Annotated in this window: 22 protein-coding genes; 8 read left to right on the plus strand and 14 right to left on the minus strand. The window is 60.2% G+C overall.

Annotation, left to right across the window (positions count from 1 at the left end):
- Positions 1–130 precede the first annotated feature (130 nt).
- On the plus strand, positions 131–985 hold the full coding sequence (rpoH, locus tag N5D61_RS13030; protein WP_108237659.1) for an RNA polymerase sigma factor RpoH: 855 nt from the start codon (positions 131–133) through the stop codon (positions 983–985).
- A 73-nt stretch (positions 986–1,058) separates the two neighbouring features.
- On the opposite strand, the gene mtgA is transcribed toward rpoH, so the two are convergent.
- Positions 1,059–1,769, minus strand: a complete 711-nt coding sequence (gene mtgA, locus N5D61_RS13035; protein ID WP_279893143.1) for a monofunctional biosynthetic peptidoglycan transglycosylase — start codon at positions 1,767–1,769, stop codon at positions 1,059–1,061.
- A 71-nt stretch (positions 1,770–1,840) separates the two neighbouring features.
- Between mtgA and N5D61_RS13040 the strand changes: the two genes are divergently transcribed.
- The 5 genes from N5D61_RS13040 to N5D61_RS13060 all read left to right on the plus strand — a co-directional run bounded on the left by N5D61_RS13040 (position 1,841) and on the right by N5D61_RS13060 (position 4,930).
- Entirely contained in the window at positions 1,841–2,224 is a 384-nt protein-coding gene (locus tag N5D61_RS13040; protein WP_279893145.1) for a DUF423 domain-containing protein, read from the plus strand.
- A gap of 143 nt (positions 2,225–2,367) precedes the next feature.
- Entirely contained in the window at positions 2,368–2,568 is a 201-nt protein-coding gene (gene thiS / locus N5D61_RS13045; RefSeq protein ID WP_108237661.1) for a sulfur carrier protein ThiS, read from the plus strand.
- A 70-nt stretch (positions 2,569–2,638) separates the two neighbouring features.
- A complete protein-coding gene (locus tag N5D61_RS13050; RefSeq protein WP_108237662.1) occupies positions 2,639–3,433 on the plus strand; it encodes a thiazole synthase in 795 nt (264 codons plus the stop codon).
- Positions 3,434–3,488: 55 nt separating this feature from the next.
- Positions 3,489–4,202 carry a tRNA (guanosine(46)-N7)-methyltransferase TrmB gene (gene trmB, locus N5D61_RS13055; protein WP_177411047.1) on the plus strand — a complete coding sequence of 238 codons (714 nt, stop codon included), beginning with the start codon at positions 3,489–3,491 and terminating at the stop codon, positions 4,200–4,202.
- 287 nt (positions 4,203–4,489) lie between these two features.
- Complete coding sequence (locus N5D61_RS13060; RefSeq protein WP_108237664.1) at positions 4,490–4,930, plus strand: hypothetical protein; 441 nt, start codon at positions 4,490–4,492, stop codon at positions 4,928–4,930.
- 66 nt (positions 4,931–4,996) lie between these two features.
- On the opposite strand, the gene N5D61_RS13065 is transcribed toward N5D61_RS13060, so the two are convergent.
- The 9 genes from N5D61_RS13065 to N5D61_RS13105 all read right to left on the minus strand — a co-directional run bounded on the left by N5D61_RS13065 (position 4,997) and on the right by N5D61_RS13105 (position 11,761).
- Positions 4,997–5,320 carry a DUF3392 domain-containing protein gene (locus tag N5D61_RS13065; RefSeq protein WP_108237665.1) on the minus strand — a complete coding sequence of 108 codons (324 nt, stop codon included), beginning with the start codon at positions 5,318–5,320 and terminating at the stop codon, positions 4,997–4,999.
- 22 nt (positions 5,321–5,342) lie between these two features.
- Positions 5,343–6,557: a radical SAM family heme chaperone HemW gene (hemW, locus tag N5D61_RS13070; protein ID WP_279893147.1), complete on the minus strand. Its 1,215-nt coding sequence runs from the start codon at positions 6,555–6,557 to the stop codon at positions 5,343–5,345.
- Positions 6,554–7,162 (minus strand): RdgB/HAM1 family non-canonical purine NTP pyrophosphatase, encoded by a 609-nt coding sequence (rdgB, locus tag N5D61_RS13075; protein ID WP_108237667.1) that lies wholly within the window; start codon positions 7,160–7,162, stop codon positions 6,554–6,556. Before rdgB ends, hemW begins: the two co-directional genes overlap by 4 nt.
- Positions 7,159–7,617, minus strand: a complete 459-nt coding sequence (locus N5D61_RS13080; RefSeq protein ID WP_256601246.1) for a DUF4426 domain-containing protein — start codon at positions 7,615–7,617, stop codon at positions 7,159–7,161. The genes rdgB and N5D61_RS13080 overlap by 4 nt, the downstream gene beginning before the upstream one ends.
- A 25-nt stretch (positions 7,618–7,642) precedes the next feature.
- Positions 7,643–8,263 carry a methionine biosynthesis protein MetW gene (gene metW / locus N5D61_RS13085; protein ID WP_108237668.1) on the minus strand — a complete coding sequence of 207 codons (621 nt, stop codon included), beginning with the start codon at positions 8,261–8,263 and terminating at the stop codon, positions 7,643–7,645.
- 7 nt (positions 8,264–8,270) lie between these two features.
- Positions 8,271–9,410: a homoserine O-acetyltransferase gene (locus N5D61_RS13090; protein ID WP_108237669.1), complete on the minus strand. Its 1,140-nt coding sequence runs from the start codon at positions 9,408–9,410 to the stop codon at positions 8,271–8,273.
- A 220-nt stretch (positions 9,411–9,630) separates the two neighbouring features.
- Positions 9,631–10,221 (minus strand): YggT family protein, encoded by a 591-nt coding sequence (locus tag N5D61_RS13095; RefSeq protein WP_108237670.1) that lies wholly within the window; start codon positions 10,219–10,221, stop codon positions 9,631–9,633.
- A 10-nt stretch (positions 10,222–10,231) separates the two neighbouring features.
- Positions 10,232–11,050, minus strand: coding sequence for a pyrroline-5-carboxylate reductase (gene proC / locus N5D61_RS13100; protein ID WP_279893148.1), 819 nt, complete (start codon positions 11,048–11,050; stop codon positions 10,232–10,234).
- A 24-nt stretch (positions 11,051–11,074) separates the two neighbouring features.
- The gene (locus N5D61_RS13105; RefSeq protein ID WP_279893149.1) at positions 11,075–11,761 is read right to left on the minus strand and encodes a YggS family pyridoxal phosphate-dependent enzyme; all 687 of its coding nucleotides are present in this window, start codon (positions 11,759–11,761) and stop codon (positions 11,075–11,077) included.
- 54 nt (positions 11,762–11,815) lie between these two features.
- Here N5D61_RS13105 and N5D61_RS13110 point away from each other — a divergent pair, with 54 nt between their 5' ends.
- A complete protein-coding gene (locus N5D61_RS13110; protein WP_108237673.1) occupies positions 11,816–12,850 on the plus strand; it encodes a type IV pilus twitching motility protein PilT in 1,035 nt (344 codons plus the stop codon).
- A gap of 115 nt (positions 12,851–12,965) precedes the next feature.
- Here the strand turns inward: N5D61_RS13110 and N5D61_RS13115 are convergent, their stop codons facing one another.
- The gene (locus N5D61_RS13115; RefSeq protein WP_279893151.1) at positions 12,966–13,697 is read right to left on the minus strand and encodes a C40 family peptidase; all 732 of its coding nucleotides are present in this window, start codon (positions 13,695–13,697) and stop codon (positions 12,966–12,968) included.
- Between the two features lie 250 nt (positions 13,698–13,947).
- Here N5D61_RS13115 and N5D61_RS13120 point away from each other — a divergent pair, with 250 nt between their 5' ends.
- Positions 13,948–14,367, plus strand: a complete 420-nt coding sequence (locus tag N5D61_RS13120) for a TM2 domain-containing protein (RefSeq protein ID WP_108237675.1) — start codon at positions 13,948–13,950, stop codon at positions 14,365–14,367.
- 176 nt (positions 14,368–14,543) lie between these two features.
- On the opposite strand, the gene N5D61_RS13125 is transcribed toward N5D61_RS13120, so the two are convergent.
- The 3 genes from N5D61_RS13125 to pyrR are packed head-to-tail and all read right to left on the minus strand — an operon-like array spanning position 14,544 to position 17,353.
- Entirely contained in the window at positions 14,544–15,815 is a 1,272-nt protein-coding gene (locus N5D61_RS13125; protein ID WP_108237676.1) for a dihydroorotase, read from the minus strand.
- A complete protein-coding gene (locus tag N5D61_RS13130; RefSeq protein WP_108237677.1) occupies positions 15,812–16,816 on the minus strand; it encodes an aspartate carbamoyltransferase catalytic subunit in 1,005 nt (334 codons plus the stop codon). Before N5D61_RS13130 ends, N5D61_RS13125 begins: the two co-directional genes overlap by 4 nt.
- A 12-nt stretch (positions 16,817–16,828) precedes the next feature.
- Positions 16,829–17,353, minus strand: a complete 525-nt coding sequence (gene pyrR / locus N5D61_RS13135) for a bifunctional pyr operon transcriptional regulator/uracil phosphoribosyltransferase PyrR (protein WP_108237678.1) — start codon at positions 17,351–17,353, stop codon at positions 16,829–16,831.
- Between the last annotated feature and the right edge of the window lie 16 nt (positions 17,354–17,369).

The raw sequence follows: 17,369 nt of genomic DNA on the forward strand, positions 1-17,369 counted from the left end.
TTGAGGTAAGGTGTCCATAGTAAATTTTGTTTCACCTATTGACTTTTCAGCTTATGGGAACTTGTTTCGCGGTTCCCGGTCAATTTCGCAGTGCTGAACTGCACGAGTCATGTGTAGGAGGTTTTTTCGTATGACCACTTCTTTGCAACCTGCTTATGCCTTGGTCCCGGGTGCGAACCTGGAAGCCTATGTGCATACGGTGAACAGCATTCCACTGCTGACACCCGAGCAGGAGCGTGAACTGGCCGAGAGTCTCTATTATGAGCAGGATCTAGGGGCGGCTCGGCAGATGGTGCTCGCCCACCTGCGTTTTGTCGTGCACATCGCACGCAGCTATTCCGGTTATGGCTTGGCTCAGGCAGACCTGATCCAGGAAGGTAACGTCGGCCTGATGAAGGCCGTCAAGCGCTTCAACCCCGAAATGGGGGTGCGTCTGGTGTCGTTCGCAGTGCACTGGATCAAGGCTGAGATTCACGAGTTCATTCTGCGCAACTGGCGTATCGTGAAAGTCGCGACCACAAAGGCTCAGCGCAAGCTGTTCTTCAACCTGCGCAGCCAGAAGAAACGTCTGGCCTGGTTGAACAACGATGAAGTGCATCGCGTGGCAGAAAGCCTAGGCGTAGAGCCCCGTGAGGTGCGCGAAATGGAAAGTCGCCTGACGGGCCAGGACATGGCCTTTGACCCCGCTGCGGAAGCGGACGACGACAGCGCGTTTCAGTCGCCAGCCAACTACCTTGAAGACCATCGCTACGACCCGGCGCGTCAATTGGAAGATGCCGACTGGTCCGACAGTTCGACGGCCAATCTTCATGAGGCGCTTAGTGTGCTCGATGAGCGCAGCCGAGACATTCTCTACCAGCGCTGGTTGGCTGAAGAGAAGGCGACGCTGCACGATTTGGCAGAGAAGTACAACGTGTCCGCCGAGCGTATTCGTCAGCTCGAGAAGAGCGCCATGAACAAGCTCAAATCGTCGATTGCTGCATAATCGTAAGCCGCTCTGCAAAACGCCCCGAGATGATCGGGGCGTTTTCGTTTCAAGGGCGGGTACAGGGGCTGGCTCACCATTGGCGACGGTGATTCAGCCCCAGCAGATACTCGTCCCCACCCAACTGGCGCATCTGTTGACGGATCCACCCGGCACGGCGGGACACGTAGCTGCTGGGATTGCTTGCGCTCCACTCTCTAGGGTTGGGTAGCACGGCAGCCAAGTAGCTGGCCTGCTGTAGCGAGAGTTGGCTGGCATTGATGTGAAAGTGGTGCTCGGCAGCAGCCTGGGCGCCGAAGACCCCGTCATCCCACTCTACGCTGTTGACATAAACCTCCAAAATTCGCTGTTTGGACCAGAACAGCTCGATAAGCGCCGTGAACCAGGCTTCCAGCCCCTTACGGAAATAACTGCGGCCTGACCATAGAAACAGGTTTTTAGCGACTTGCTGGCTCAGCGTACTGGCCCCGCGAATCGAGCCACCCCGTTCGTTGTGAACCAGCGCGGCCTGGATGGCGTCGATATCGAACCCCCAGTGCTCGGCGAATTTCTGGTCTTCGCCAGCGATGACCGCGACTTTCAGGTCATCGGAGATTCTCTCCCAAGGTTCCCAGTCGCGCTGCAGGTCAATGGACTGACCGTCGAACCAGGATTCGATCTTGCGTTCGACCATCAGCGCGGTGAAGGGCGGTGGCACCCAGCGAAATATCAGAACCAGCACGACACTGGCCGCTGCGAACCAGAGCAGGCCTTTGGCGATACGACGAAGAAGAAAACGCAGCATAGAGATGGCTTGGCCGAACCCGTTGAGCGAGCCATTATACAGATCACGCGCCATTGAACCTGGAGTTACACATGCTTCGAACCTTTCTGATGTTGGCGGCTTTCTTTGGATTCACCGGTGTGGGGCTTGGCGCTTTCGCCGCTCATGGCCTGAAAAACCGTCTTACGCCGGAATACCTGGCTATTTTCCAGACCGGGGTGCTGTATCAGTTGATCCATGCCTTGGCGATCTTTGGCGTAGCGCTCCTCGCCATGCAGATTCAAGGTCGGCTGGTCAGTTATGCAGGTATTGCCTTTACCCTGGGCATCCTCCTGTTCTCCGGCAGCCTGTACCTCATGACGCTGACCGGCGTGAGCAAGCTGGGCATCATCACGCCAATCGGTGGCCTGTGTTTCCTCATTGGCTGGTTCATTCTGGGTTGGACGGCTTGGCGGCTGGGTGTAGATACATTGTGACAAGGCAGGTGTGCAACGCCGGTTGAGCGTGTGCACCGACGGCACATTCAGCAGCCCGCCGAGACGAATGGCCGTGCTGTGCCTTGGTCATCCCGACCGATCGGGCTAGAATGCACGCCCCCTAAAATGATGGCTGCCTTCGCATGCGCATTCAGTTGAACGGTGAATCCTACGAACTGCCCGACGGCGAGACCGTGGCGGCATTGCTGAGCCGCCTGGACCTGGTCGGGCGTCGAATCGCGGTCGAGCTGAATCTGGATATCGTACCGCGCAGCCAGCATGCATCCACGACGCTCAGCGAAGGCGATCACGTCGAAGTGGTGCATGCCATTGGTGGCGGCTAGGCCTTCACGCCCTGCGGTCTCCCCTGGCCCAGAAGAACTGCAAGAACCTCAACCCTAAAGAGGATTTCCGATGAGCAATGTTCGTAGCGACAAGCCGTTTACCGTGGCCGGTCGGACTTTTCAGTCGCGCCTGTTGGTCGGCACTGGCAAGTACAAGGACATGGAAGAAACCCGTCTGGCGATCGAGGCGTCGGGTGCCGAGATCGTCACCGTAGCGGTGCGTCGGACCAATCTGGGCCAGAATCCCGGTGAGCCGAACCTGCTCGACGTGCTGCCGCCGGATCGCTATACCATCCTGCCGAACACTGCTGGCTGCTATGACGCCATCGAAGCGGTACGCACCTGCCGTCTGGCCCGCGAACTGCTCGATGGCCACAATCTGGTCAAGCTCGAAGTGCTGGCCGACCAGAAAACCCTGTTCCCTAACGTGATCGAAACCCTCAAGGCCGCCGAGACGCTGGTCAAGGACGGCTTCGATGTCATGGTCTACACCAGTGACGATCCGATCATCGCTCGCCAACTGGCTGAAATCGGCTGCTGTGCGGTCATGCCATTGGCTGGACTGATCGGCACTGGCCTGGGTATCTGCAACCCCTACAACCTGCAGATCATTCTTGAAGAGTCGAAAGTCCCGGTATTGGTCGACGCCGGTGTCGGCACCGCCTCCGACGCCACCATCGCCATGGAATTGGGCTGCGAAGCGGTGTTGATGAACTCGGCCATCGCCCACGCACAGCAACCGATCCTGATGGCCGAGGCCATGAAACACGCCATCCTCGCGGGCCGCATGGCCTACCTGGCGGGTCGTATGCAGAAAAAACTCTATGCCAGCGCTTCCTCGCCGCTGGATGGTCTGATCAAGTAAGAGCCTGTTGATGATTGATTCGCAAACGCCTGACCCACTTCCGGACGAGGAAGTGATGAATGACCCACACGGCAAAGCACAGGGTGCTGACAGCCATCATCGGCGCATCAAGAGTTTCGTGATGCGAGCGGGGCGGATGACCGAGGGCCAGCAACGCGGGCTCGATCAGGGCAGGCCGCTGTTCGTGCTGCCATTGGCCGACGCCCCGGTCGACTTCGATCAGGTCTTCGGGCGCTCTGCACCCCGCACGCTGGAGATCGGGTTCGGCATGGGGCATTCGCTGCTCGAGATGGCGGCTGCCGCGCCCGAACAGGACTTCATCGGCGTCGAGGTGCATCGCCCTGGCGTCGGTGCGCTGCTTAACGGCGTGCTGACTCAAGGCCTGACGAACGTCCGGGTCTACGACTGCGATGCCATCGAAGTGCTCAAGCGCTGCGTTGGCGACGACAGTCTTGATCGCCTGATGCTGTTTTTCCCCGATCCCTGGCACAAGGCTCGCCATCACAAGCGCCGTATTGTGCAAGCCGAGTTCGCCGCGCTGGTGCGCAGCAAGCTCAAGCCGGGCGGTATTCTGCACATGGCGACCGACTGGGAACCTTATGCCGAATACATGCTGGAAGTGATGAATGTCGCACCGGGCTATCGCAACCTGGCGGAAGACGGCAAATGCGTACCGCGCCCTGCGGAGCGCCCGATCACCAAGTTCGAACGCCGTGGCGAGCGTTTGGGGCACGGCGTCTGGGATTTGAAGTTCGAGAAGATCGCCTGATCGACCAGCCCCTTTCCCCTGAGGGGGCCCGGTCAACCTGTGGGAGCGAAGTCTCTCGCGAGCGAAGCGTGCAGCCGAGACAGCTCCGTCGGCCGCGCCGTCAGCTTGCGATGGGCTCCGCTCCCACGGTCGTTCTGGGCCTTGCTCACTGGGGGCTTGTAGGACTTATCCTTCAGACTCTTCAATCTTGGACTACGGCTTTGTCGGCCGCATCTGGCTTCGCTTCCCTCAATGGATCGTTATCGTCCCGCCGTTGCACATTCTATTGCTGATAACGGGGAAAGATGATGAGAACAATCTGGCAAATGGCTGCAGTCGCGACGCTGATCGCAACGACGAGCGGCTGCGTTAGCTACAACATGAGCCAACCAACTGCTTCGCTGTCTGGCGAGGTCAAGACCGATCTCAAAGCGGATGTGAAAGTGGGTGAAACCATTCAGGGCGAATCGTCCAGCAACATCCTGTTCGGCTGGTTGAACCTGGGTGGTGACAATCAATTCGCCGATGGCGTGACCTATGGCGCTGCGTCGGGCGGCGGCCTGGGCTTGCCACTGCCCGATCCGGTGTCCAGGGCAAAAGCCGCGGCCGCCTACAAAGCAGTGAAGTCGTCGGGCTCCGATCTGATCGTCGCACCGCGCTATGAAGTGACCGTCAACGATTACTTCATCTTCAAAAAAGTGAACGTGAAGGTCACCGGCAACAAAGGCAGCATCCAGAGCATCCGCTGACGGATGAGTCGCGCCCGCCGGAACAGCGGGTGCGACTGCTGCATGAACTCGACGGGCCGGCGCAGGTTATTTCCGGTCGGCAACCACCCCGATCAACACCAACACGACCAACAACACCGGTGCGAGGCTGTAGTTGTTGAACTGGCTGAGCCCGCGCACTACCCAGGGGGTGGCATAGATCAGCGCCGCACCACTGCCGAGGGTGCAAAGCAAGGCCATGACCGGTACGCGCAAGGCGCCGGCAAAGCTACTCAAACGGCCTTCGATCCAGCCTTTAATGTCGGCACCGAACAAAATCAGCAGGCACCCCACCAACGCCAGAGCGATTTCCGAAAGGTTGCTGCGACTCCAGCGTGAGACGGTGGCCAGCAGGTCAAGTACGAGGTCCATTCAGTTTCCTTTACGTTAAGCCTTAAAGAAGAAAGTACTGCAGCAGGTCATTGAGGAATAGCTGACCTCGAGCAGTCGCCACCAGGCGCGTTGGATCGGCTTCCAGCAGGCCGCGTTCTTCCGCCTGCTGGCGCGCAGTGGCGAGCGAATCGAGGCTTAGACCGGTGCGACGCTGAAATAATGCAGCGTCGACGCCCCTTGTCAGGCGTAGGGCATTCATCATGAATTCAAACGGCATTTCTTCCGGCATCAGGCGTTTTTCGCCGGCCTGGAACGGCTTGGCGGGATTGAGATAATCCTTGGGCAGTCGGGTTTTCCAAGTCCGGGAAATGCGTCCGTCGGGATGGCTGAGCTTGCCGTGGGCGCCCGCACCAATGCCGATGAAATCACCGAAACTCCAGTAATTTAGGTTATGACGCGCGGCGCGTCCGGTCTGGGCATAGGCTGACACCTCGTACTGCGCGTAGCCGTTTTCCCGCAACAACGTCTGGCCGGCCTCCTGAATATCCCAGAGGATGTCGTCTTCCGGCAGGGTGGGCGGCTGATTCCAGAACACCGTGTTGGGCTCCAGCGTCAATTGGTACCAAGAGAGATGCGTGGGGGCGAGCGCGATGGCCTGGCGCAGGTCGCCCAATGCATCCTGCTCGGACTGGTCTGGAAGGCCGTGCATCAGATCCAGGTTGAAGTTATCGAAGCCCGCCTTGCGCGCCATGTCTGCTGCGCGCACAGCCTCGTCGCCGTTGTGAATACGGCCAAGCGCCTTGAGTTTGGCTTCCTGAAAGCTCTGAATACCAATCGAAAGGCGATTGATGCCCAGGCCGCGATAGGCGCTGAATTTGCCCTGCTCGAAGGTTCCAGGGTTGGCTTCCAGCGTGATTTCGATGTCATGAGCGAAACGAATGCGTTGCTCCACGCCGTTCAACAAGCGCCCCAAGGCATTGGCGCTGAAAAGGCTTGGCGTGCCCCCGCCAAAAAAGATCGTACTCAGTTCACGCCCGTAAACGTGAGGCAGCTCCAGGTCCAGATCCGCCAGCAGCGCGTCGACATATTCCTCTTCAGGCAGCACGGCACTGGCGGCGTGGGAGTTGAAATCACAATAGGGGCATTTGCGCACACACCAAGGGATGTGGATATACAGCGAAAGCGGCGGCAGCTCGGCCAGAGGATGCCCCGCAGGCTGGGAACTGAACCCGGAAGCGCCCAGGATCAGCGGCCGGGTAGTCGGATCGTCGGTCATCTCTCTACCGCATCCAACTGCAACCGCTGCCGCAAGATGGCCATGGCGCGGGCGCGGTGGCTGATCCGGTTTTTGTCCGCAGGGGGCAGTTCGGCACTGGACAGGTTGCGTTCGGGCACCCAGAACAGGGGATCGTAGCCAAAACCGTGCTCGCCGCTGGCGGCGGTGAGAATTCGACCGTGCCAAAGGCCTTCACACAGGATGGGCAGTGGATCGTCGGCATGGCGAACCAGTGCCAGTACGCATACGAACTGCGCACCCCGTTGGTCTTCCGGCACGCCTTCGAGGGCGTTGAGCAGCTTGGCATTGTTTGCCGCATCGCCTTGGCCGTCCGCGTAGCGAGCCGAGTAGATCCCAGGCGCGCCGCCGAGGTAATCGACCGCCAGGCCCGAGTCGTCGGCCAGGGCGGGCAACCCGGAGATGCGCGCGGCATTCCGGGCTTTCAGGATGGCGTTCTCCACGAACGACAGCCCTGTTTCGTCGGGTTCGACGCTGCTGAATTCACCGATGGAGCGCAGTTGCACGCTGCCTCCGAGCATCGCCTGGAGTTCTTTGAGTTTGCCGGCGTTATGGCTGGCGAGTACGAGCTGCGAAAAATTCATCATTCGTCCGAGAAAATCTGTTGAGTGAAGCTGAGCGTATGGGGTTGTTCACCCTTCGCGTTGACATTGATCGTGAAAACGTAGGTCGCTGACGTATCGGGCTCGACGGCGAACTGAGCGAGGTAGTTCACCGAACCGTTTTCGGCGATCGGCCTGAAATCAAGGACCTTCTGCCGTCCTGTCAAATCCGCCACCGTGCCATCGATGCGGGCAGGGACCGTCTTGCCACCCTTGACCGCCGTGATGTTGATGACGCCCTGACCCTTGCTGCGAGTCAGGTCGTACTCAGTCGCGATCGCCGGTTGCAAGAGCCCTGAGGCGAAGGCGTTGTAGTGGATGGTGAGGTCGCCGAACACTTGCTGGCGGTTCGGGCTGGCGCTGTCGGCGGCCACCGCCTGTGTGTTTGTCAGACTGACCAGCGTCATCAACAGGCCCAGCAGGGGGATCGGACGCGCCATGATCAGACTCCTTCGCAGTCGGGTTTTACACGGCGATCCGGTGATCCTGCAGAGCGGGGCTGCTGACCCGATAGATGCCGATCTCACCCAACAGATTAGGCCAAAGCTTGCTGGCCCAGCCATGGCGATGCTGCTGATCGACAGCCAACCGATCAATGACCTTCGCCGAGCGCTCGCGACACAGCTCTTCGAAGTCGGCAAACGTGCAGAAGTGAATGTTGGGCGTGTTGTACCAGGTATAAGGCAGAAACTCGGACACCGGCATGCGGCCCTTGCTGGCCAGGTACCAGCGGCATCGCCAGTGACCGAAGTTCGGGAAGGTGATGATGCACTGGCGGCCGACACGCAGCATTTCGTCGAGGATCTTGTCGGGGTAGTGCACGGCTTGCAGGGCCTGAGTCATCACCACGATGTCGAAGCTGTCACTGGCAAAGTTGCCCAGGCCCTTGTCCAGGTCTTGCTCGATGACGTTCACGCCCCGTGCTACGCAGCGGGCGATATTGTCGGCATCGTTTTCCAGGCCGTAGCCAGTGACGTGTTTGTTGTCCCTCAGCCAGGCCAGCAGCTCGCCGTCGCCACAGCCGAGGTCGAGCACGCGGCTGCCTGCCGGTATCCAGTCTTGGATGATTTCCAGGTCGGCTCTCATGGTGTCCTCAGAGTGCAATACGGTTCATGTAGCTGGAGAAGGCTTGCAAATAGCGGGGGATCGGCATCAGGAAGGCATCATGGCCTTGCGGGGCATCGATCTCGAGGTAGCAGACATCCTTTTTGGCCGCCATCAGGGCGTCCACCAGCTCGCGGGAGCGGGCAGGGGAGAAGCGCCAGTCGGTGGTGAAGGACATCACGCAGAATTTCGCGGTGGCATTGGCGAAGGTTGCGGCCAGGTTGTCGTTGAAGCTCGCTGCCGGATCGAAATAGTCCAGCGCCTTGGTCATCAACAGGTAGGTGTTGGCATCGAAACGCCCGGAAAACTCTTCCCCCTGGTACCGCAGGTAGCTTTCGACCTGGAACTCCACGCTGTGAAAGTCGTAGTTGAGCTTTTCACTCTTGAGGCCACGGCCGAATTTCTCGCCCATCGAGTCATCGGACAGGTAGGTGATATGCCCGACCATGCGCGCCAGCATCAGGCCGCGCTTGGGGATGACGCCCTGTTCCTGGAACGAACCGCCGTGGAACTCGGGGTCGGTCAGGATGGCCTGGCGGGCGACTTCGTTGAACGCAATGTTCTGAGCGGACAGTTTGGGTGCCGACGCGATGGCCAGGCAATGGCGCACGCGGTCCGGGTAGCTGATCGTCCATTGCAGCGCCTGCATCCCGCCCAGGCTACCACCAACGACTGCGGCCCATTGCATGATGCCCAGGCTATCGGCCAGACGGGCCTGACTGTGCACCCAGTCTTCGACCGTGAGCACGGGGAAGTCGGCGCCGAAGGGGCGGCCGGTTTCCGGATTGGTGCTGCTTGGCCCGGTCGAGCCGTTACAGCCGCCGAGGTTGTTCAGGCTGACAACGAAGAATTTCCGGGTGTCGATGGGTTTGCCCGGGCCGATGCAGCTGTCCCACCAACCCGGTTTGCGATCTTCGCTGCTGTGGTAGCCAGCCGCATGATGATGACCGGATAGGGCGTGACAGATCAGCACCGCGTTGCTTCTGGCAGCGTTGAGTTGACCATAGGTTTCGTAGATGAGGTCATAGGCGGCCAGCGAGCGGCCGCAGGCCAGAGCCAGGGGCTCGTTGAAGTGCGCCGTCTGCGGCGCGACCAGACCGACAGAATCTTCGGGAAAGACCGTGGACATCGACCCTGCTCTCACTGAAATGAGGCGTAAGTCTAAAGATCGAAGGGGGGAGCGGCAACCAACTAAACAGTTGAACACGCCGGTGGTCGTGCTTTTGACGCTGCCCGAAGGGCGTAGGAGCGCGCTTGCCCGCGATTGCGGTGTGTCAGCTGTCAAGATGGTGCAGATCTGACGCTATCGCGGGCAAGCGCGCTCCTACAGGGTTACGTGTCGCAGCCCCTTAAATCATCCGCCACAGCTCTTGCGGCATACCCGCATAACCGGCCAGCTCCGGCATGACGTAGGACTGCACCACCTGGATGGCCAGGAAGGCGAAGATCGGGGAGATGTCCATGCCGCCCAGGTTCGGCACGATACGGCGAAACGGCGCCAGGATCGGCTCACTGATCTGGTAGGCCAGCTCGGCGGCAGGGTTGTGGGTGCCCGGAGCGATCCACGACACGATCACCATGATGATCATCGCAACCCAGAAGATTTTCAGGAGCAGCGAGGTAATCCCGATGATTGCCCACATCAGCAGATGAGGTACATCGCCGATGGTGCCGTAGGTCATGATCAGGACGAAGGCCATCAACAATGCTTGAATCACGATGGCCAACAGCAGCGAGGAAGTGTCCAGCCCAAAAACGCTTGGAACGATGCGGCGGATGGGCTTGAGCAACGGTTGCGTCGCCCGGACGGCAAACTGACTGAGCGGGTTGTAGAAATTGGCTTTGACCAGTTGCAGCACGAAGCGCAACAACACGATGGTCAGGTACAGGCTGATCAGCGTCTGAATGACGAAAATCGTGGCGCCGGTGAGTGCATTCATGAATGGCTCCTTATTTGCCCAGCAATTCAGCGAGTTCGGCAGAGCGATGCGCAGCGGCGCTGAGGGCCTTTTCGACGATCGCTTCGAAACCGTCCGCCTGGAACGATTTGATTGCCGCTTCCGTAGTGCCCGCAGGCGAGGTGACACGACGACGCAATTCGGCGGCGTCGACATCGCTGGTGGTGGCCATGCGTGCGGCACCCAGCGCCGTTTCCTGGCTCAGTTGCTTGGCAACCTCCGGCGACAGGCCCAGCTTCACGCCAGCGGCGGTCATGGCCTCGATCAACAGGAAGAAATACGCAGGACCGCTGCCGGAGACCGCGGTCACGGCGTCGATTTGCGCTTCGGTCTCCACCCAGAGCGCGGTGCCCACGGCAGAAAGCAGCGCTTCTGCCTGTTGCCGCTGAGCAGGCGTCACTTTCTGCGTGGCATACAGCCCGCTCACGCCCTGACGCAACAGCGCCGGCGTATTGGGCATGCAGCGCACCAGTGGTTGCTCGCCGAGCCAGGCTTCCATGCTGGCGCAGGTAATACCGGCGGCAATCGACACGATCAATTGATGAGGCTTGAGCGCTGGCTTGAGCGCTTCGCAAACCGCTTTCATCATTTGCGGTTTAACGGCCAGCAGGATCACGTCGGCGCCTTCGATGGCTTCGGCGTTGTCGGCAAAGACGCTGATGCCGTGCTCCCGGGCGATCCGCTCGCGGGTTTCTGCGCCGGGATCGCTGGCGCGGATCAATTCAGCGTCGACGCCCTGGGCGCGCATGCCGCCGATCAGGCTGGCGGCCATGTTTCCTGCACCGATGAACGCGATACGAGTCTTGCTCATGTACGATTTCCTGTGAGGCAAAAGTTAGGGTTGCGCATAGTTGCGCGCACCGAAGAGGGCCGTGCCGACCCGCACCCAGGTCGCGCCTTGTGCGATGGCCGCTTCCAGGTCGTGGCTCATGCCCATGGAGAGGGTGTCCAGCGGCAGGTTCAGTTGTTGCTGCAGGTTGCGTACCGCTGCGAAGGCAGCGTTCTGTTCGTCGCGGTTTTCCGTCGGTTCGGGAATTGCCATCAAGCCGCGCAATCTCAAATTGGGCAGGACGCTGATCGCTTGCGCCAACGCGGGCAACTCTTCAGGGGAACAGCCGGACTTGCTGGCTTCGCCGCTGACGTTCACTTGAATGCAGATGTTGAGCGCGGGCAGGTGAGCAGGCCGTTGTTCGGACAAGCGTTGCGCGATTTTCAGGCGGTCCACGGAGTGTACCCAGGCAAAATGCTCGGCGATGGCGCGAGTCTTGTTCGACTGGATGGGGCCGATGAAATGCCAGGTCAAGGGCAGGTCGCTCAAGTCGGCCTGTTTGCCCAGGGCTTCCTGCAAGTAGTTTTCGCCAAAGTCACGCAACCCGGCGGCATAGGCCTGGCGCAGGTCACTGGCCGGTTTGGTCTTGCTCACGGCGAGCAGCCCGACAGACGCGGGCTCGCGTTGCGCGGCCTGCGCGGCAAGGCGGATTCGCTCTGCGAGCGTTGAAATGTTCTCTGCTATCGTGGACATTGATTTGCGCCAGCAGGGCTAAAGTCTGCGGCATTCTATGTGATGAGGAGCTGTATGGATATTACCGAGCTGCTTGCCTTCAGTGCCAAGCAAGGCGCGTCGGACTTACACCTCTCGGCTGGCCTGCCACCGATGATCCGTGTGGACGGCGATGTGCGACGGATCAACCTGCCAGCGCTGGACCAGAAAGAAGTTCAGGCGCTGATCTACGACATCATGAACGATCGTCAACGCAAGGATTTCGAAGAAGACCTGGAAACGGACTTCTCATTCGAAGTGCCCGGCGTGGCCCGTTTCCGTGTCAACGCCTTCAACCAGAACCGCGGCGCGGGTGCGGTTTTCCGAACCATTCCTTCGAAGGTCCTGAGCATGGAAGACTTGGGCATGGGAGAAGTGTTTCGGAAGATTGCCGACGTCCCTCGCGGGCTGGTACTGGTCACCGGTCCTACCGGTTCAGGCAAGTCGACGACCCTGGCAGCAATGGTCGACTACTTGAACGCCAACAAGCATCACCACATCCTGACCATCGAAGACCCGATCGAATTCGTCCACGAGTCCAAGAAGAGTCTGATCAACCAGCGTGAAGTTCACCGCGACACTCATGGCTTTGCCGAAGCGCTGCGCTCGGCGCTGCGGGAAGACCCGGACGTGATCCTGGTGGGTGAATTGCGCGACCTGGAAACCATCCGTCTGGCGTTGACGGCAGCGGAGACCGGCCACTTGGTGTTCGGCACGCTACACACCACGTCGGCCGCGAAAAGTATCGACCGGATCGTGGATGTCTTTCCGGCACAGGAGAAATCGATGATTCGCTCCATGCTCTCGGAGTCACTGCATGCCATCGTTTCTCAGGCGCTACTGAAGAAAGTCGGCGGCGGTCGAGTGGCTGCGCACGAGATCATGATCGGCACCTCGGCGATCCGTAACCTGATCCGAGAGGACAAGGTCGCGCAGATGTACTCGGCGATCCAGACGGGCGGATCGCTAGGTATGCAGACCCTGGACATGTGCTTGAAGGATTTGATCAGCAAAGGCGTGATCACACGGGACAGTGCTCGCGAGAAAGCCAAAACGCCGGACAATTTCTGACGATCGATCGCCGAGTGCGGCTGTAGGGCTGGGCTCGCGCGCGAAGGGTTATGTCAATGGCTGACGTCATCCATCGCGGCGAGCTCACGCCCAACACGTCGGTAGGGCGTTTGAATCAGCGCTGCGCGATTCGCACGGTGCCTTTGTGACTCGGTGGCTGTTTGGGCAGCACACGCTTGGCGATCACGTAATGACTGTCCCAATAGGGCTTGTTCAGCGTGTCGATGGTCACCGCCTTTCCGCGACGTGGCGCATGTACGAACTGGCCGTCCCCGAGATAAATCGCGACGTGGTTCACTTTGCGGCTCTTGATATTGAAGAACAGCAAGTCGCCCGGTTTCAGATCTTTGCGATCGACCTTTTGCCCATGGCCTTCAGCCATGGCGTTGGAGGTGCGAGGCAAATCCACTTCGCTCACGTCATTGAACGCGTATTTCACCAGGCCGCTGCAATCGAAGCCTTTGGTCGGGCTGGTTCCGCCCCAGCGATACGGGGTGCCGATGGCTTTTACCGCCCGGTTGACCACGTTGCTGCTTTGTTTGCTGCCCGCAGGGCCGGCTGCGGCCAGCGCAACCGTGTTCTTGGAAATCTTGCGAGAGCTCTGGGACTTGTTGCCCTTGGGCGCTCGGATTTTCTTGCTCGACGATGCAAGCGGGGTTGCGGTCTCTTCCAGTGCAGCCATCGCCGCGCGTTGAGCGGCAATGTTGCGCGTTACGGTATCCGGTGACTCGGATTTTGCAGTGAAGCCCGTAAAGCTCGAAGGGAGAGGTTGCTCACGATTGGTGGCGTGGGCGGCCAGTGGCATAAATAGACAAATAGTCAGCCATGTCTTTAAAAATGGACGCATTAGGCAGGGCTCATGTTGGTCAGCGCGCAACTTTATAACAGCTTTTTCGAGCGGACTGATCCCATTTGTCGAACAATTTACTGCCCTGCAGGTCAGCATCAACGGTAAAAGTGTCACATGAGTGTGTTGGGCGCCTTGTAGAACAAGGGGTTGCACGAATGCGAAGTCGTTCAAACCATACGTCGGACGGTGCCAACAAAGTCACAAACGTTACGCTTATTTTTTTCTATCGGTGCATAAGAGGTACCCAATGAACACCTATTACCCTGATGGGCAGCGTCCGAACACCCACAGCGTCGTCATGGGATACGTGCTGTGGATCGTCGGGTTTACCGGCTCCCACCGTTTCTACTATGGCAAGCCGGTAACCGGAACGATTTGGTTCCTGACCTTCGGGCTGTTGGGGATCGGCTGGTTGATCGACCTGTTTCTCATCCCTTCAATGGATCGCGAAGCGGATATGCGCTTTCACGCAGGGCCTACGGACTACAGCGTCGCCTGGATTTTGCTGACGTTTCTGGGGGTGTTTGGCGTGCACCGGATGTATCAAGGGAAATGGATCACCGGCGTGCTGTATCTGCTGACTGGCGGCTTCGTCCTGCTGGGGGTTTTGTATGACTTCTGGACGCTGAACGACCAGATTTCGATCCGGAATGCAGAGCGTCGCTAGGCAAGCGAGTTAACGGCCCAGACCGGGCCAGCTCTGTTGGCGAGTTGCTGGATGGGGGGGCGCCTCCGGAAGTCATAGCGCCCAGCGTCCGGCATCACGGGGTATCGGCGCAGGCGTTCCCACGCCGAGGGTGGGAACGTCCCAGGAGTCGCCTGGCTAACAGCCTCTGCGGTGGGTCAGGCGCTGTAGCTGATCCGGCCGTCGACAAAGGTGTGCGTCACCGCGCTTGGCAGGCAGTGCCCCAGGAACGGGCAGTTTTCACCTTTCGACAGCCATCGCTCGCCCGCTACGGTCGAGGCCGCGGGATCGAATAGCACCAGATCTGCCGCTGTACCTGCCGCGAGGCGGCCCGCGGGCAGTCGCAAGGCTGCTGCGGGCCCCGCGCTGAGGCGCGAAAGCAACGTTGGCAGATCCAGCAGGCCGTCATCAACCAACGTCATCGCCAGCGGCAGGAGCAGCTCTACGCTGCTGATGCCTGGCTCCGTAGCGCCGAATGGGGCCAGCTTGGCGTCGCGTTCGTGAGGTTGATGATGGCTGGCGATCGCCTGTACCACGCCCGATCGGACCGCTTCGCGCAATGCATCACGATCTGCGCGTGTGCGCAGAGGCGGTTGGACGTGGTAGAGGCTGGAGAAGTCGATGAGCGCTTCGTCGGTCAGAATCAACTGGTAGAGCGCGACGTCCGCCGTCACTGGCAAGCCGCGCGCCTGCGCTTGGGCGATCAGTTCCACGCCGCGTGCGCTGGTCAGTTGGCTGAAGTGCGCGCGCACGCCGCTCTGTTCCACCAAGAGAAGATCGCGAGCCAGTGCCACGGTTTCCGCGGTTTCCGGAATGCCCGGCAAGCCGAGGAAAGCGGCAGTCGGGCCGTCATGGGCCAAGCCGCCGGCCGCCAGGTCGTGGTCCTGTGAATTGAAAATGACCGTCAGGTCGAACGTTGCCGCGTATTCCAGCGCGCGGCACAGGGTGCGGTTACTGCCGAAATTGCTCAAGCCGTTGGTGAATGCCACGCAGCCAGCGTCGCGCAGGGCGATCAGCTCGGCCAGTTGTTCGCCTTCCAGGCCTTTGCTCAGTGCGCCGATCGGGAACACCTTGCTGTGCCCCGCTTCGCGCGCGCGGTCGAGAATCAGCTCGGCAACGGCCGAGGTATCGAGCACAGGACGTGTGCGTGGGGGGCAGCACAGGCTGGTCACCCCACCTGCGGCCGCCGCGCGGGTTTCGCTGGCAATCGTGCCTTTGCGGCTGTAGCCGGGCTCGCGCAACGACACGTTGAGATCCACCAGGCCAGGCGCCGCCACGAGACCCTTTGCGTCGATGGTCTGGGTTGGGGTGAAGTCGGCAGGCGCTGCGCCCAGGGCGAGAATCTTGCCGGCTTCCAGATGAACATCGATGACTTGATCCAGACCGCTGACAGGGTCGATGACGCGAGCGCCAAGGATGCTGAACTTCACTGGGCGTTCTCCTGCTCGTACTGACGTTGGGCGGTTTGGCCACTCATGGCCATGGACAAGACGGCCATGCGCACGGCAATGCCGTAGGTGACCTGATTGAGAATCACCGAGTGCGCGCCATCGGCCACGGCCGATTCGATTTCCACGCCGCGGTTGATCGGACCGGGATGCATGACGATGGCGTCAGGTTTGGCTCCGGCAAGGCGAGCGGTGGTCAGGCCGAACAGGCGGTAGAACTCGCCCTCGCTGGGCAGCAGGCCGCCCGACATGCGTTCGCGCTGCAGGCGCAGCATGATCACCACGTCGACGTCTTTCAGCCCTTCGGCCAAATCGGTGTAAACCTTCACGCCGTATTGCTCGACACCGACCGGCAACAGAGTCTTCGGCCCGACGACGCGGATGTCGGGGCAGCCCAGCGCCTTGAGTGCGATCATATTCGAGCGTGCGACGCGGGAGTGAAGAATGTCTCCGACGATGGCCACCGACAGGTTCCTGAAATCGCCCTTGTGACGGCGAATGGTCAGCATGTCCAGCATGCCTTGTGTCGGATGGGCATGGCGCCCGTCGCCGCCATTGATGATTGCCACCTGTGGGCACACGTGCTCGGCAATGAAGTGCGCTGCGCCGGAGTCTGCGTGGCGGACGACGAACATGTCGGCGGCCATTGCCTCCAGGTTGCGCAGGGTGTCGAACAGCGTCTCGCCCTTGCTGGTGGAAGATGTCGAAACGTTCAGGGTGATGACATCCGCCGACAACCGCTGCGCCGCCAGCTCGAAGGTCGTGCGGGTGCGGGTGGAGTTTTCGAAGAACACGTTGCAGACGGTCTTGCCGCGCAACAGCGGGACTTTTTTCACAGCCCTTGCGCCGACTTCAAGGAACGAGTCGGCCGTGTCCAGGATTTCGGTGAGCAGTTCGCGGGGCAAACCGTCTAGCGAGAGGAAATGTTGCAACTGACCCTGATGGTTCAGTTGCAGCGGGCGCTTGGCGTCGAGAGGCGTCATCGCAAAGGACTCTTAGAGGGCGGCGGAATCAGTGGAAAGGTCTTGCAATTCGAGCGTCAGCGGTGTCGGGCCGGACAGTTTGACGCGCTCGTGGGGAGACAGGTCCAGCGTCGCTCCGGTCACATTCGGGCGAATCGGCAGCTCGGCGGCGTCCAGATCGAACAGCGAAACCAGCGTCACGCTGGCCGGGCGGCCGTAATCGAACAGTTCGTTGAGCGCTGCGCGGATCGTGCGGCCGCTCATCAGCACATCGTCGATCAGCACAAGGTGCTGGCCCTCGATTTCAAAGGGAAGCTCCGACGGCCGCACTTGGGGATGCAGGCCATTCTGGCTGAAATCATCGCGGTAAAAGGAAACATCCAGTGTGCCCAGCGGTGCCTGGCTGCCCAAGGCTTCGAGCAGAGCCTGGGCGACCCACACGCCGCCCGTGCGGATACCGATGAAGCGCGGCTCCCCGATGTTGCGTTTGTTCAGGTGCGCGGTGAGATCGATCGCCATCTGGCTGATCAATTCGGCGGGGTTCGGTAGGCTGCTCATGGTCGCTCCTTCAAGG

The sequence above is a fragment of the Pseudomonas sp. GD03842 genome (assembly GCF_029841165.1).
Lineage (GTDB): Bacteria > Pseudomonadota > Gammaproteobacteria > Pseudomonadales > Pseudomonadaceae > Aquipseudomonas.

Excerpts from the sequence above, each read along its gene's own strand:
- thiS (WP_108237661.1), top strand. The coding sequence starts at position 2,368 with ATGCGCATTCAGTTGAACGGTGAATCCTACGAACTGCCCGACGGCGAG.
- N5D61_RS13040 (WP_279893145.1), top strand. The coding sequence starts at position 1,841 with ATGCTTCGAACCTTTCTGATGTTGGCGGCTTTCTTTGGATTCACCGGT.
- rdgB (WP_108237667.1), bottom strand. The coding sequence starts at position 7,162 with ATGATGAATTTTTCGCAGCTCGTACTCGCCAGCCATAACGCCGGCAAA.
- N5D61_RS13105 (WP_279893149.1), bottom strand. The coding sequence starts at position 11,761 with ATGTCCACGATAGCAGAGAACATTTCAACGCTCGCAGAGCGAATCCGC.
- pyrR (WP_108237678.1), bottom strand. The coding sequence starts at position 17,353 with ATGAGCAGCCTACCGAACCCCGCCGAATTGATCAGCCAGATGGCGATC.
- N5D61_RS13080 (WP_256601246.1), bottom strand. The coding sequence starts at position 7,617 with ATGGCGCGTCCGATCCCCCTGCTGGGCCTGTTGATGACGCTGGTCAGT.
- N5D61_RS13050 (WP_108237662.1), top strand. The coding sequence starts at position 2,639 with ATGAGCAATGTTCGTAGCGACAAGCCGTTTACCGTGGCCGGTCGGACT.
- metW (WP_108237668.1), bottom strand. The coding sequence starts at position 8,263 with ATGAGAGCCGACCTGGAAATCATCCAAGACTGGATACCGGCAGGCAGC.
- hemW (WP_279893147.1), bottom strand. The coding sequence starts at position 6,557 with ATGACCGACGATCCGACTACCCGGCCGCTGATCCTGGGCGCTTCCGGG.
- rpoH (WP_108237659.1), top strand. The coding sequence starts at position 131 with ATGACCACTTCTTTGCAACCTGCTTATGCCTTGGTCCCGGGTGCGAAC.
- trmB (WP_177411047.1), top strand. The coding sequence starts at position 3,489 with ATGAATGACCCACACGGCAAAGCACAGGGTGCTGACAGCCATCATCGG.
- N5D61_RS13115 (WP_279893151.1), bottom strand. The coding sequence starts at position 13,697 with ATGCGTCCATTTTTAAAGACATGGCTGACTATTTGTCTATTTATGCCA.
- N5D61_RS13095 (WP_108237670.1), bottom strand. The coding sequence starts at position 10,221 with ATGAATGCACTCACCGGCGCCACGATTTTCGTCATTCAGACGCTGATC.
- proC (WP_279893148.1), bottom strand. The coding sequence starts at position 11,050 with ATGAGCAAGACTCGTATCGCGTTCATCGGTGCAGGAAACATGGCCGCC.
- mtgA (WP_279893143.1), bottom strand. The coding sequence starts at position 1,769 with ATGCTGCGTTTTCTTCTTCGTCGTATCGCCAAAGGCCTGCTCTGGTTC.
- N5D61_RS13130 (WP_108237677.1), bottom strand. The coding sequence starts at position 16,816 with ATGACGCCTCTCGACGCCAAGCGCCCGCTGCAACTGAACCATCAGGGT.
- N5D61_RS13090 (WP_108237669.1), bottom strand. The coding sequence starts at position 9,410 with ATGTCCACGGTCTTTCCCGAAGATTCTGTCGGTCTGGTCGCGCCGCAG.
- N5D61_RS13120 (WP_108237675.1), top strand. The coding sequence starts at position 13,948 with ATGAACACCTATTACCCTGATGGGCAGCGTCCGAACACCCACAGCGTC.
- N5D61_RS13060 (WP_108237664.1), top strand. The coding sequence starts at position 4,490 with ATGAGAACAATCTGGCAAATGGCTGCAGTCGCGACGCTGATCGCAACG.
- N5D61_RS13065 (WP_108237665.1), bottom strand. The coding sequence starts at position 5,320 with ATGGACCTCGTACTTGACCTGCTGGCCACCGTCTCACGCTGGAGTCGC.
- N5D61_RS13110 (WP_108237673.1), top strand. The coding sequence starts at position 11,816 with ATGGATATTACCGAGCTGCTTGCCTTCAGTGCCAAGCAAGGCGCGTCG.